The 14,088-nt window shown below is 41.2% G+C and carries 8 protein-coding genes; 3 read left to right on the forward strand and 5 right to left on the reverse strand.

The genetic code is table 11. From position 1 onward, the window contains the following. Positions 1 to 20 precede the first annotated feature (20 nt). Complete coding sequence (locus tag M1F26_RS12740; protein ID WP_140170775.1) at positions 21 to 1,931, reverse strand: ABC transporter ATP-binding protein; 1,911 nt, start codon at positions 1,929 to 1,931, stop codon at positions 21 to 23. An 11-nt stretch (positions 1,932 to 1,942) separates the two neighbouring features. Further along, positions 1,943 to 4,051, reverse strand: coding sequence for a bifunctional 23S rRNA (guanine(2069)-N(7))-methyltransferase RlmK/23S rRNA (guanine(2445)-N(2))-methyltransferase RlmL (rlmKL, locus tag M1F26_RS12745; protein ID WP_140170776.1), 2,109 nt, complete (start codon positions 4,049 to 4,051; stop codon positions 1,943 to 1,945). 98 nt (positions 4,052 to 4,149) lie between these two features. Here rlmKL and M1F26_RS12750 point away from each other — a divergent pair, with 98 nt between their 5' ends. Next, complete coding sequence (locus tag M1F26_RS12750; protein WP_140170777.1) at positions 4,150 to 5,265, forward strand: YcbX family protein; 1,116 nt, start codon at positions 4,150 to 4,152, stop codon at positions 5,263 to 5,265. A gap of 129 nt (positions 5,266 to 5,394) precedes the next feature. Here the strand turns inward: M1F26_RS12750 and M1F26_RS12755 are convergent, their stop codons facing one another. From M1F26_RS12755 to pepN, 3 genes are all read right to left on the reverse strand, one after another. Beyond that, positions 5,395 to 5,940, reverse strand: a complete 546-nt coding sequence (locus M1F26_RS12755; protein ID WP_140170778.1) for a cell division protein ZapC — start codon at positions 5,938 to 5,940, stop codon at positions 5,395 to 5,397. Between the two features lie 271 nt (positions 5,941 to 6,211). Then, on the reverse strand, positions 6,212 to 7,222 hold the full coding sequence (gene pyrD, locus M1F26_RS12760; RefSeq protein ID WP_140170912.1) for a quinone-dependent dihydroorotate dehydrogenase: 1,011 nt from the start codon (positions 7,220 to 7,222) through the stop codon (positions 6,212 to 6,214). A 329-nt stretch (positions 7,223 to 7,551) separates the two neighbouring features. Beyond that, positions 7,552 to 10,170 (reverse strand): aminopeptidase N, encoded by a 2,619-nt coding sequence (gene pepN, locus M1F26_RS12765; RefSeq protein ID WP_140170779.1) that lies wholly within the window; start codon positions 10,168 to 10,170, stop codon positions 7,552 to 7,554. Positions 10,171 to 10,714: 544 nt separating this feature from the next. Here pepN and pncB point away from each other — a divergent pair. Both pncB and asnS read left to right on the forward strand, forming a co-directional pair. Beyond that, on the forward strand, positions 10,715 to 11,929 hold the full coding sequence (gene pncB / locus M1F26_RS12770) for a nicotinate phosphoribosyltransferase (protein ID WP_140170780.1): 1,215 nt from the start codon (positions 10,715 to 10,717) through the stop codon (positions 11,927 to 11,929). Between the two features lie 489 nt (positions 11,930 to 12,418). Continuing rightward, positions 12,419 to 13,819: an asparagine--tRNA ligase gene (asnS, locus tag M1F26_RS12775; protein ID WP_036957910.1), complete on the forward strand. Its 1,401-nt coding sequence runs from the start codon at positions 12,419 to 12,421 to the stop codon at positions 13,817 to 13,819. Positions 13,820 to 14,088 lie beyond the last annotated feature (269 nt).

Genomic DNA, 14,088 nt, shown 5'->3' on the forward strand with positions numbered 1-14,088 from the left:
TTGCTCCTTTAATTAAAGCGTCATTCGCCGTTTTTCAGTAATTCAAGCTCTTGCCAACGGTCAAACGCTTGCTCTAATTCAGCTTCTTTTGCAGATAGCTGAGTCAGCGTTTTTTCTGTTACATCATGCGGTTGGTTGAAAAAATCTGCATCGCCAACTTGAGCTTGTAGTGCTTCAATATCACTTTCAAGTTGTTCCAATTTTGCTGGCAACTGTTCCAATTCACGTAATAAATTATAACTGAGCTTATTTGACCGCTTTACCGCTTCTTTCGGTTTCGTTGGTTTATCTTGGCCAGCCACTTTACCTGTTTGTTCTGCTTTCAAACTCACGGTTTGTGCTTTTTGTTGTTGAGCATCATAATACCCACCAGCAAAACGGTTAATGACCCCATTACCTTCGAAGATCCAACATTCTGTCACACTGTTATCAACAAACTCTCGGTCATGGCTAACCAACAAAACCGTTCCTTGGTAACCATCAACTAGCTCTTCGAGTAACTCTAAAGTTTCGACATCAAGGTCGTTAGTCGGTTCATCGAGGATCAATAAGTTACTTGGTTTTAGGAATAAACGCGCAAGCAACAAGCGGTTACGCTCACCACCAGAAAGCGCCCTAACCGGTGTCATTGCACGTTTTGGCGGGAACATAAAGTCTTGCAAATAGCCGAGAACATGGCGTGGCTTACCATTCACCATGACTTCTTGTTTACCTTCCGCTAAATTATCCATCACGGTTTTATCTGGGTCCAATGCTGCGCGGTGCTGGTCGAAATAAGCAACTTCCAACTTAGTCCCACAATGCACTCGTCCGCTATCTGCTTGCAAATCCCCCAACATCAAACGCAATAATGTTGTTTTACCACAACCGTTTGGCCCAACTAGCGCGATTTTATCGCCACGTAATACTTGAGCTGAAAAATCTTTTACCAGTACTTTATTATCAATCTGGTAATTCACATTTTCCATTTCGAACACAATTTTGCCAGAACGGGCTGCTTCACCCACTTGCATTTTCGCTGTGCCCATCACTTCACGACGCTCTGAACGCTCTACGCGTAGCGCTTTCAGCGCACGAACACGACCTTCGTTACGAGTACGTCGCGCTTTAATACCTTGGCGGATCCACGTCTCTTCTTGGGCTAATTTGCGGTCAAATTCCGCATTTTGCATCTCTTCAACACGCAAAGCTTCTTCTTTATTCACCAAGTAGTCATCATAATTACCCGGCCAAGATGCTAATTTCCCACGGTCTAAATCAATAATACGGGTTGCCATATTACGGATAAATGAACGGTCATGGGAAATAAATACGATGCTGCCTTGGAAATCTTTTAGGAAATTTTCCAGCCAAAGAATTGTTTCTATATCTAAGTGGTTGGTTGGCTCATCTAAAAAGAGTACTCGCGGGTTACTCACTAACGCACGACCCAAAGCCGCTTTACGTAGCCAACCACCTGATAATGAAGACAGTTCTGCATCTGCAGGTAAACCGAGTTTTTTCAGCACATCACTGATACGAGAATCTAATAACCATAAATTACGGTTATCTAACACCTCTTGCAATTCAGCCAATTTATTTAGATTTTTTTCACTCGGGTCGGTTTCGACCTCTTTCGCAACATGGTGATAATCTTTGAGGTACTGAGCTTGTTCTGCAACACCTTCAGCCACAAAATCAAAAATAGTGCCTTCAATATTACGCGGAGGGTCTTGCTGCAAGCGTGCAACAACTAAATCTTGCTCATAAACCAATTGGCCATCATCTAACGGCTGTTCTTTCGTTAACACACGCATTAACGTTGATTTACCTGCACCATTGCGGCCAACCAAACATACACGTTCGTTATCTTCGATATGAATTTCGGTATTATCCAGTAATGGGGCATCACTAAACGAAAGGTATGCACCCGACAAATTAATTAAAGCCATTGATTCTATCCTTACTCTGCGTGGCTAATTAGCCAGCAGTTATGTATTTGACGGTTACGAGCAAAATCTTCTGACAGTGTTTTCGCTGTGATTTCTTGCGCTTGTAAACCTAATTCTTTAATTGCTTCAAGATCCATTTTGAAACCACGTTTGTTATTAGAAAACATTACGGTTCCACCACGGCGTAATAACCGCTTTAGGTGGGTAATCAATTGGATATGATCCCGTTGCACATCAAACGTACCATCCATGCGTTTTGAATTTGAGAATGTTGGGGGATCAATAAAGATCAAATCAAATTGTTCCCGGCTATTCGCCAGCCAACTCAAGCAATCCGCTTGAATTAAACGATGTTGGCGACCTGTTAGCCCATTCGCTTGTAGGTTTTTCTCAGCCCACTCAAGATAAGTGCGTGACATATCTACGGAAGTGGTGCTTTTCGCGCCGCCAAGCCCTGCATGCACAGTGGCAGTGCCGGTGTAACAGAACAAATTTAAGAAATCGGCATCTTTACTCATCTGGCCTAACATTTTACGGGCAATACGATGGTCAAGAAATAACCCTGTATCCAGATAGTCCGTCAAATTCACCAACATTTTCGCATTGTATTCTTGCACTAAAAAGAAATCGTCTTTTTGCGCTAATTTCTCATACTGCTGCTTGCCTTTTTGGCGCTGGCGCGTTTTTAACACTAGCTGATTCGATGTCAGTTCTAGCACATTCATTGTTGCAGTGATCACATCAAATAGGCGTTGACGAGCTTTGCGTTCATCAACGGTTTTCGGTGGCGCGTATTCTTGGATCACCACTTTATCGCCATAAATATCAACCGCAACATTGTATTCAGGTAAATCAGCATCATAAACACGGTAACTATCAATGCCTTGTTGTTTTGCCCATTTACTTAATTTCTTGATATTTTTACGTAAGCGATTTGCAAAATCAGGTGAAATTTCCGCTATCGTTTCTGATGGCGTAGCCGCTAGCTGGTAGTTTTTCTGGACACAATCTAAAGGACCATTCTTAGCTTTAAACTCACGCTCTGAACGCAGTTGCAAGCAGCTGAGTAACTCAGGAGAAGCACTAAAAATCGATAAACGCCAACCAGGGAAGCGGGCCTTCACGATCCGCCCTAACTGACTATGTAGCGCAATTAAAGCAGGCTCACTTTCTAAACGCTCACCATACGGGGGATTGCTAATAATTGTGCCTAACGTATCGACCTTAACTGGGTTTTCCAATGCAGCGGCATCACCTTGCTTAAAGGTGATTAAATCTTGTAACCCTGCCCGGCGTGCGTTCGCACGAGCCATTTCAAGTACACGCTTATCGATATCAAAACCATAAAAGCGCGATGTCGTCTCTTTCAAACCTTGGCGGAAACGCACTTGCGCTTCCGTGGTTAATTCACGCCAAAGTTCCGCGTTAAATTTAGACCATGCATAAAACCCCCAATGAGTACGGTGTAAACCGGGGGCTTTATCCGTTGCCATCATTGCGGCTTCAATTAACAATGTTCCTGAACCACACATCGGGTCGACCAAGGGAGTTCCTTGCTGCCAACCTGAACGGTTAATAATTGCTGCTGCCAGTGTCTCTTTTAAGGGGGCTTGGCCTGCCAAATCGCGGTAGCCACGAATATGTAATGAATCACCACTCAAATCGAGAGCCACACTGGCTTTCTCTTTATTCAGATAGACGTTAATACGAATATCCGCTTGCTGGCGAGCCACATCAGGCCGCTGGTCAAGCTTGCGTACAAAGCTGTCTACGATAGCATCTTTCACTTTCAATGCGCCGTATTGGCTATTGCGAATTTCTTCGTTAGTCCCCGTAAAATGAACAACAAAGGTATCATTGACTGAAAAAATCTCACTCCAGTCGATAGCTTGTACACCGAGGTACAAATCTAGGTCACTGTAGACATCAAAATCATTCAGTGGCAATAAAATACGCGATGCCAGCCGACTCCACAGTAGGCTTTGATACATCACACGTTCGTCGGCCTGAAAATAGACCCCCCCTTGGGCCACTTTGCATTGGCTAGCGCCAAGCGATTCTAATTCCGTTTTCAGTAGTTCTTCAAGGCCGCGAGCTGTGCTGGCAAACAGAGAATTCATAGTATTTATTACCAATTTGGATGAAAAATTGTTGCGCATTATAGCTAATCTTATGCAGTTGTCATAAAGTTGCTACGCACAATTATAAGGATTAAAAAATGATAACGCTTTCGCGCCTTTACACACACCCAGTTAAATCTATGCGAGGAGTTCGTTTATCCCACGCCTTCGCTGATATTAGCGGTTTGACTTTTGATCGTAATTTTATGGTAACCACGCTGGAAGGTAAGTTTATTACGGCGAGAAAATATCCACAAATGTTACTTTTTACACCGGTAATGCTCAATAATGGTCTTCACTTGCGAGCACCAAATGGCGAAAGTGCAACGGTATTGTATCAGGACTTTAACGAGAAGCAGAGCCCTACTGAAGTTTGGGGTAATCATTTTCATGCACTTATTGCACCTGAAGCAATAAATCGCTGGTTAAGTAGCTTTTTTGATGAGCCCGTACAACTACGCTGGCTGAGCCCACAGCTTTCTCGCCGTGTCAAAGAACACCAAGATGTGCCGATGTCTTTTGCTGATGGCTACCCTTTCTTACTGATCAACGAAGCTTCAGTCCAAGAACTACAGCGCCGTTGCCCTGCGAGTATTAAATTAGAGCAGTTTCGTGGCAATTTAATCATTACAGGTGCCAAGCCTTTTGAAGAAGACACATGGAAAACCATTCAAATTGGTGATGTCGTTTTTACATTAGATAGGCCATGTAGCCGGTGCATTTTAACGACCGTTAGCCCAGAAAAAGGAATTAAACATCCCCACAGTGAGCCACTTGCGACACTGCAAACCTTCCGTTCAGATGAAACTGGTGATGTCGATTTCGGACAAAATGTGATTATTAAAAATACGGGGGTTATTCGTGTTGGTGATACCCTGACGGTACTAGAAACTAAACCAGCAAAACAATATTTAGTTCAAGAACGTGAAAGTGACCTAGCAGCTAATAGCTTGAAGACCCAAGCCAATAATGTCAGTTTAGTTTTTGAAGAAACAGAATATGAAGGTGATAACCAAAATGTGATCCTTGAGCAATTAGAATCCAATGGTTTAACTATCCCTTATTCATGTCGTGCTGGTATCTGCGGCCGCTGTAAAATTAAACTGATTTCAGGAGAAGTCACCCCATTAAAACAAAGCGCCATTAAAGAAAACGGTTATATACTCGCCTGTAGTTGTATCCCGAAAACATCTGTTAAATTAGCGTTTAACTAAGCACTGGTTTTATTTTTAACACCATCAAGGGTTCAATTCTATGATGGTGTTAAACACGCAAACTGGGATTCATTAAATTAGCAAAAAGCCTATTTATTTAGTTATTCTTTTTTGATCTCTAGCGATCATTTAAATAGCATTACCGTATAATTGACGCTTCACTTTAGATGAATATTCAAGCATGCGATCATTCATGATCTTAATTGGATCGCAAAATCGTAAAGTTCGATCGGGTAATTCTAATATTGGTTCAGCTAATAAACATAAACTCGCAGATGGACCAGCTTCCGCAATAATAAATGTGAAGTAACGGTTCGTATTTTCTAAACACACTTGAATTATTTGCCCTTGCTTAGGCGCATTAATATAGTGAAATGAAGAAAAGTACCAACTCTTTGGCATCTGTGGCTTTAAAAAACGAAAAGCAACTAAACTATTTAAGACTAATTCAGCTCTTTCTTCTTGAGTAATATTTAGCCTTTTAGCCTGCTCATCAAATAAATAATATTCACCTGCATCTTCGATACTAAAAGGCATCTCATTACGAGCAAAAACCGTTAGCATCTTAGCAGGAAAACATGAACGAAATATCATGCCGTTGGCGAGATCTAACATCACCCTATTATGGTCATGATCAAAATACCAACGCCAATGATCATCAGGTTTAATATTCATAAACGATCCTTTAGCGATTTACCGGTAAATAAAGTAGAAATGATCTCTATAATGATCCTTTCTAAATTTACTCTAAGGCTATTTTTATATGCTAAAAATTGGATCTGCTAAATAAGAAGATGCGTTAGAAATAACTGGATAATATTGTTATCTAAATAGCAAATCTACTGAAAATTGAGTTCAACTTGATACAAAAATAGCCACTATTAGCAATATAGTTTAAAAGGGGGAATAAATAAACCCCCTTGATACGTAAATTTACAATTTATTACTAGATATGATTAACAATATCTTTAATTAATTTTGGCCCATGATAAATAAAACCAGAATAAATTTGAATTAAAGAGGCACCCGCTTCCATTTTTTCACGCGCCGCGGTAAGGGAATCAATTCCACCGACTCCAATTATTGGCAGCTTTCCATTTAACTCACGTGAAATAATCTTAATAACTTGTGTACTTTTTAATTGCACAGGACGGCCACTTAACCCACCAGCCTCATTACAATGATTTATCCCTTGAACCAAAGAACGATCTAGCGTGGTATTCGTTGCAATAACGCCATCAATATTATGCCTAACTAGGCTATCTGAAACTTGGATAATTTCCTCTTCAGATAAATCAGGCGCAACTTTTACAGCAATAGGCACATATTTTTGGTGCTGTAATTGTAATTCCAGTTGCTTTGCTTTTATGCTACTTAATAAATCATCCAGTGCTTCGCCATATTGTAATGTTCGTAGCCCAGGCGTATTTGGTGAGGAAATATTAATAGCAATATAACCTGCATGAGCATAGACCTTATCCATGCAAATTAAATAGTCATCTTTACCTTGTTCAACAGGCGTATCTTTATTTTTACCAATATTGATACCAATGACCCCGCCGTAATTCGATTTTTTAACATTCTCTACAAGGTTATCGACACCTTTATTATTAAACCCCATCCGGTTAATTAAACCTTCAGCTTCTACAAGTCGAAATAACCGCGGTTTGTCATTACCTGACTGAGGACGAGGGGTTACCGTACCAATTTCTATAAACCCAAACCCCATGGCACCAAATGCATCAATACATTCACCATCTTTATCTAAACCCGCGGCGAGCCCTAGTGGGTTTTTAAAGGAAAGCCCCATGCATTGAACAGGTTTAGTGGCAACAGATTGGCGAATAAGACATTGGAAAGGGGAATGATTCAAACGTTGAAGCTGGCGAAAAGTCAATTCATGTGCTTTTTCAGGGTCGAGCTGGAACAGTGCCTTGCGGGCAAGGTGATATAGCATATCCAATAACCTATTTTTACTAGTACGTTTCAATAGAGTAGACATCATATCGCACGCTAAAACCTCGCCAAATACAATTTGCCGAGCTTTCATTCATACATGCGGTTTTTTCGTCGGATAAAACGCGCTATAGATTACCCTATCTCACCATCCTTTTACTATGAAAAAATCAATAAAAATGCGTTTGCCTGGGTTTTCGAGGGAAAACAAGCATTTTATGAGAGTTATCTCTCATTTAATATTCCACTTTTGTCATAAACAATAATAAGCCGCTAAATGAAATTTTTTAGCGGCTTATTAAAACCAACAACTAGCTAGCTATATATAAACTAGCTTTCTAACGCTTTGGTTATTTTTTCAAATAGATCACCAGACAGGTTATCAAGTGCTTTTAATTGCTCAAGCACTTTACGCATCTGTGCTTGGCGCTGTTCATCATAACGTTTTAAACGGATCAACGGCTCAATCAATCTTGAAGCCACTTGCGGGTTGCGCGTATTGAGATCAACTAAAATTTCATACAAAAATTGGTAACCACTGCTATCTTTCGCATGGAAATTAACGGGATTCCCTGCTGTAAAAGCACCGACAAGTGAGCGAACACGGTTAGGGTTACTCATGCTAAATGAGCGGTGATCCAATAATTCACGTACATTGGCAAGCGCTTCTTTTGCAGGGTTCGCCCCTTGTAGGGTAAACCACTTATCCATAACTAACCCGTCATGGTGCCAACGCTCATCAAAGTCTGCCATTAACTGTGCTTTACAAGGTAACAGTGATTCGTTAGCTGCGGTCAATGCGGCCAATGAATCCGTCATGTTATCGGCAGATTGGTATTGTTCCAACACTAATTTGTTCGCCAGCTCGCTATCATCACCCGCGGCTAAGTATTGCAGGCAAATATTACGCAATGAGCGTTTAGCGATATCTTGGTGATCAACACGATAGCCATCAATATTAATGGAGCGATAAACCGAGAGAAGTTCATCATGCATTTCTACTGCTAAATGATGATGAATAAAGTTTATAACTTCGTGGATCGCAACAGGGTCGATAACCGTAAATAATTCTGCCAGCTCATTTTCAGAAGGTAACGTTAAGATCAAGGCGACTAACGCAGGGTCAATCGAATCACTTAATAATACACCGCGAAAAGCATCAACCACAGGCTCAGGTAAAACTAAAGTCTCGCCATTTTGATAGTGAGCCACGTTAATTTTTACATAATTATTAATGAGTTGCTGAGCAGCATCCCAACGAGCAAATTCATTGCTTGCATGCTGCATCAAGAAAGCTAATTGCTCATCTGTGTAGTTGTAATCTAATTTTACAGGGGCTGAAAACTCACGCAATAAGGAGGGAACTGGGCGACTTGTCACCTCATCAAAAACAAACGTTTGAGTTTCTTGCGTAATGTTTAGCACTGAATTTACCACACTACCATCACGTTTTAGCGTAATAATTCCACCTTGCTCATCATAGAGCTCGATATCCAATGGGATATGTAATGGTCGTTTTTCAGCTTGATCCGCCGTAGGTGGCGTCATTTGGCTAACATGTAGCGTATATTGTTGTTTTTCTGGTGAATATTCATCACGCACAGTTAAAACTGGCGTCCCTGATTGGCTATACCAACGACGAAATAGTGATAAATCAACATTTGACGCATCTTCCATCGCCTGCACAAAATCGTCACAGGTTGCCGCACTGCCATCATGGCGATGAACATAAAGTTGTATTCCCGCTTGGAACATTTCCTCACCGAGCAGCGTATGGATCATGCGAATGACTTCAGACCCTTTTTCATACACTGTTAAAGTATAGAAATTGTTCATTTCAATGACTTTGTCAGGGCGGATCGGGTGCGCCATTGGGCTTGCATCTTCAGCAAACTGGGCTGAACGCATCACTTTAACATTGTTGATACGGTTAACAGAGCGAGAGCCTAAATCAGAGCTAAATTCTTGATCGCGGAAAACAGTTAACCCTTCTTTTAAGCTCAATTGGAACCAGTCACGACAAGTAATGCGGTTTCCTGTCCAATTATGGAAATACTCGTGGCCAATCACGGATTCGATATTCAGATAGTCTTTATCTGTCGCGGTTTCGCTTTTGGCTAAAACATATTTCGAGTTAAAGACATTCAACCCTTTATTTTCCATTGCTCCCATGTTGAAGAAATCAACAGCAACAATCATATAGATATCAAGGTCATATTCTAAACCAAAGCGTTCTTCATCCCATTTCATGGCATTTTTAAGGGACTGCATTGCCCAAGGAGCACGGTCTAAATTGCCTTTATCAACAAAGAGCTCTAACGCAACTTCACGACCACTACGAGTGACAAATATGTCTTTTAAAACGTCAAAATCGCCTGCGACTAAGGCAAATAAATAACTTGGTTTTGGGAATGGGTCTTCCCATTTCACCCAATGGCGGCCGTCTTCTAACTCACCTTCTGCGATACGGTTACCATTTGATAATAAATAAGGATAACGTGATTTATCCGCTGTAATTGTAGTGGTATAGCGAGCCAGCACATCTGGTCGGTCTTGGTAATAGGTAATATGGCGGAAACCTTCCGCTTCACATTGTGTGCATAACGCCTCACCTGAAACATATAGCCCTTCTAGCGCTGTATTTTTTTCAGGACTAATTTCATTCACAATCCGTAGTGTGAATGATTCAGGTAATGACTCAATAATCAATTTACCTTCAGATTCTTTATAGTCCTGCCATGCTTTGCCATCGACTTCAATACTGACTAGTGATAAATCTTCGCCATTGAGTTCAAGCGTTGAAGATTGCGGATTAAGGCGTTTTACCTTGCTTATTGCGGTAACCACTGTCTTCACTGGATCAAGATTAAAATCGAGGTCAATTTCTGTAATTGTGTAATCAGGTGCTTGATAATCCTGACGATATTTCGCTTGTCTTAGCTGGGTCATAAGTAACCTTTTAATTCGTTATATTCAATATCGTACTGCTTTATTACTTATACAATACTATAAGCCACAATAATGTGAATGGATTTGAGAAACATTTTCATCAAAAAATGTTATCTATTTTTATGGCAATGTTAGCTTTGTATGTCACACCCTGCTTAATTTTGTTAAAAATTCGTTTGTTTGTTGGTGCTATAGTACTATTAAATATTTTATAGCGTGTTAGTATCTTTTCGTGATTAATGCTTTTTGTCTATTTCTATGGAACATAATACGAATAAAACGTATTTATTTGATTTTATAGTAATACAAAAAGGCAATGCGAGAATTTAGGTTGCCGTGCTCCTTGAAACCAAGTGGTAGAATAACACTTCTATCTTTTGCTAAAGTGGGTATACTTTTGCAACTTTAACGATTTAGCTAACGACTATTGCTGCTTTTATCTCATTGTGACTTTTTGAAAAATCAAACAGGTTTCAAGGGAAACAAGAGTAAAAATGAATAGCATTAGTGGTAAAGATAAGCTCCGCGAGGATGTCTGCGTGCCATGAATTTAGACGCTACACCAATTATTACATCACTGCTTGATACCGATGCTTACAAGCTTCATATGCAGCAGGCCGTTTTCCACCGTTACCACCAGGTACCGGTTGTCGCTGAGTTCCGCTGTCGTAGCAGTGAGATCTTAGGTGCTTACGCCAATGAAATCAGGCAACAAATTCAGTTGATGGCTAACTTATCACTTTCTGATAATGAACTGAATTTTCTCCGCCGCTTACCTTTCTTCCAAGAAGACTATCTTACGTGGTTAAAACCATTCCGCTTTAACCCTGAACAAGTCGTTGTCAGTACCACCGACGAAGGCCAATTGGCTATTCGCATTAGTGGGCCTTGGCGTGAAGTGATCATGTGGGAGGTACCACTCCTTGCATTGGTCAGTGAAATCATCCAAAAAGATAGGCACCCAAACATTCATCCTGATGATGCTGTTCAGCAACTTAAAAAGCTGTTAAATGTTTTTTATCAACAAGCTGATGAGCACCAACTCGACTTGTCTAATTTTAAGCTAATGGACTTCGGGACACGCCGCCGTTTCTCCTACGATGTGCAATCCGCCATTGTTTCAATGCTTAAACAAGAATTTCCTTACCTTGTGGGGACGAGCAATTACAAACTTGCTCACGAGTTAGACCTAGCCCCTGTTGGCACACAAGCCCATGAGTGGTTCCAAGCCCACCAGCAAATCAGCCCTGAATTGGCAAATAGCCAACGCGAGGCATTGCAGAGCTGGCTAGATGAATACCCTAATCACTTAGGTGTCGCATTAACTGACTGTATCACCATGGATGCCTTTTTGCGTGATTTTGATGCTAACTTTGCGAACCGCTACCAAGGGTTGCGTCATGATTCGGGGGACCCGATCGAATGGGGTGAAAAAGCCATCGCTCATTACCAAAAATTGGGTATCGATCCTATGAGCAAAACACTGGTGTTCTCTGACAGCTTAGACTTACAAAAAGCACTTGAATTATATCGTTATTTCCACCAACGGATTAACCTTGTTTTTGGTATCGGCACTCGTCTAACCTGCAATATTCCCAATGTTACGCCGCTAAATATTGTGATCAAATTGGTAGAGTGCAATGGTAAGCCTGTCGCTAAGCTCTCAGATAGCCCAGGAAAAACCATTTGTGAAGATGATGAGTTCGTCAATCAACTCAGAAAAGCGTTCGACCTACCTAAAATGGAAAAAGCCAGCTAATTAAGTCACTTTTCCCTAGCTCTGAGTAAGAATTTGCACTTTTCTTGCCCAGAGCTTCAAAACCCCTTTTTCTTTTATTCACTTACTATTACTATAGCTTTTAAGCTCAATAACCACGCTTCGCTTCAACAGAAATGTTTTATCGCGATTTTTTACTTGTTTCCTAATAAATGGCAAGTAACATAGAGCTTTGGCCCCTGAAAAATGGGATTTCGTTAATATCCCTACTTTAACTATTTTAATCGCCATAAACCGATGACATTTTTTGAATAATATTCATAGATATAAGCGGTCGAATGGATTTAAAACAATTTGAATTACATCCTAAATAATTCGAGTTGTAGGAAGGCGGCAAACAAAGTGAGCCCTAGGAGCATACATAAGTATGTGACTAGGGTCGGTTTGTGAAGTCAACGCATCTACGGCTCGAAGTATGACGGATTGAGATAGTCGAAGTAGATATCGTTAAATATGAAGAGAGTGAATTATATGATAGTAGCGCCTGTAGTCGACGTACTGCAAGGCCGAGTGGCGGTAGGCACAGAAGTCACCGTTCAAGGCTGGGTACGTACAAGGAGAGATTCAAATGCTGGTTTTTCTTTCCTCGCCGTTTATGACGGTTCTTGCTTTAATCCGTTACAGGCTATCATTAATAATAATTTACCGAATTATAATGACGAAGTCCTGCACCTAACAACGGGTTGTTCTGTTGAAGTTACGGGTACCGTAAAAGAATCCCCAGGCCAAGGTCAATCATTTGAGCTTGAAGCCACTGCTGTAAAAGTTGTTGGTTGGGTTGAAGACCCTGACACCTACCCAATGGCAGCGAAGCGTCATAGTGTTGAGTTTTTACGTGAAGCCGCACACTTGCGCCCACGTACTAACTTAATTGGTGCCGTTGCACGTGTGCGTCATACTTTAGCGCAAGCTATCCACCGTTTCTTTGATGAGCAAGGCTACTTCTGGGTTTCAACTCCAGTGATCACTGCCTCAGACACCGAAGGCGCGGGGGAAATGTTCCGTGTTTCTACATTGGATTACAATAACCTGCCACGTGATGACAAAGGTGAAGTCGATTTCAGCGAAGATTTCTTTGGTCGCGAAGCTTTCTTAACCGTTTCAGGCCAACTGAACGGTGAAGCATATGCAACAGCAATTAGCAAAGTTTACACTTTTGGCCCAACCTTCCGTGCTGAAAACTCAAATACTAGCCGTCACTTAGCTGAGTTCTGGATGGTCGAACCTGAAGTGGCATTTGCATCTTTAGATGATGTCGCAGGTCTGGCAGAAAAAATGTTGAAATTCGCCTTCAAAGCTGCTCTTGAAGAACGCCGCGATGACTTAGAGTTCTTTGCACAACGTGTTGATAAAGACGTTATCAACCGCTTAGAAAGCTTTGTTAACTCAGACTTTGCACAAGTTGATTACACGGATGCCATTAAAATCCTAGAAACTTGTGGTCAAAAATTCGAAAACCCAGTTTATTGGGGTGTCGATATGTCGTCTGAGCACGAGCGTTACCTTGCTGAGCAACACTTTAAAGCCCCTGTGGTTGTGAAAAACTACCCGAAAGACATCAAAGCTTTCTATATGCGCCTCAATGAAGATGGCAAAACTGTTGCTGCGATGGATGTATTAGCACCGGGTATTGGTGAAATCATCGGTGGCTCACAACGTGAAGAACGTCTTGATATGCTAGATGCCCGTCTTGAAGAAATGGGTATGAATAAAGAAGATTACTGGTGGTACCGTGATCTGCGTCGTTATGGCACCGTCCCTCACTCAGGTTTCGGCCTTGGTTTTGAACGTTTAGTGGCTTACGTCACTGGTGTGGGTAACGTACGTGAAGTGATTCCATTCCCACGTACCCCAAGAAATGCTGCGTTCTAATAACCGCTTTTCTGTATTAACCCCCTAAATAACGGGTCAACTAATGTTGACCCGTTATTTTTCACTCTAATATATTTTTAACTACGGACTATTTCAGTCCATTACATAAAATTGCAGCTACATGATAACCCGATCACAATTTTTACGTTATCACCTTATAATTCACCCCAAAATGGCACCAATCTGCTACCGCTAAGAATAATCTGCTTTTTAATCTCACGATCCTCTTTTTACTGGTGATAAATAACCACTTTACATTCGCTAAACTG

It is taken from the genome of Providencia sp. PROV048 (assembly GCF_033688165.1).
GTDB lineage: Bacteria > Pseudomonadota > Gammaproteobacteria > Enterobacterales > Enterobacteriaceae > Providencia > Providencia hangzhouensis.

Coding starts and splice junctions, on each gene's coding strand:
- M1F26_RS12740 (WP_140170775.1), bottom strand. CDS start 1,931: ATGGCTTTAATTAATTTGTCGGGTGCATACCTTTCGTTTAGTGATGCC.
- rlmKL (WP_140170776.1), bottom strand. CDS start 4,051: ATGAATTCTCTGTTTGCCAGCACAGCTCGCGGCCTTGAAGAACTACTG.
- M1F26_RS12750 (WP_140170777.1), top strand. CDS start 4,150: ATGATAACGCTTTCGCGCCTTTACACACACCCAGTTAAATCTATGCGA.
- M1F26_RS12755 (WP_140170778.1), bottom strand. CDS start 5,940: ATGAATATTAAACCTGATGATCATTGGCGTTGGTATTTTGATCATGAC.
- pyrD (WP_140170912.1), bottom strand. CDS start 7,222: ATGCTATATCACCTTGCCCGCAAGGCACTGTTCCAGCTCGACCCTGAA.
- pepN (WP_140170779.1), bottom strand. CDS start 10,170: ATGACCCAGCTAAGACAAGCGAAATATCGTCAGGATTATCAAGCACCT.
- pncB (WP_140170780.1), top strand. CDS start 10,715: ATGAATTTAGACGCTACACCAATTATTACATCACTGCTTGATACCGAT.
- asnS (WP_036957910.1), top strand. CDS start 12,419: ATGATAGTAGCGCCTGTAGTCGACGTACTGCAAGGCCGAGTGGCGGTA.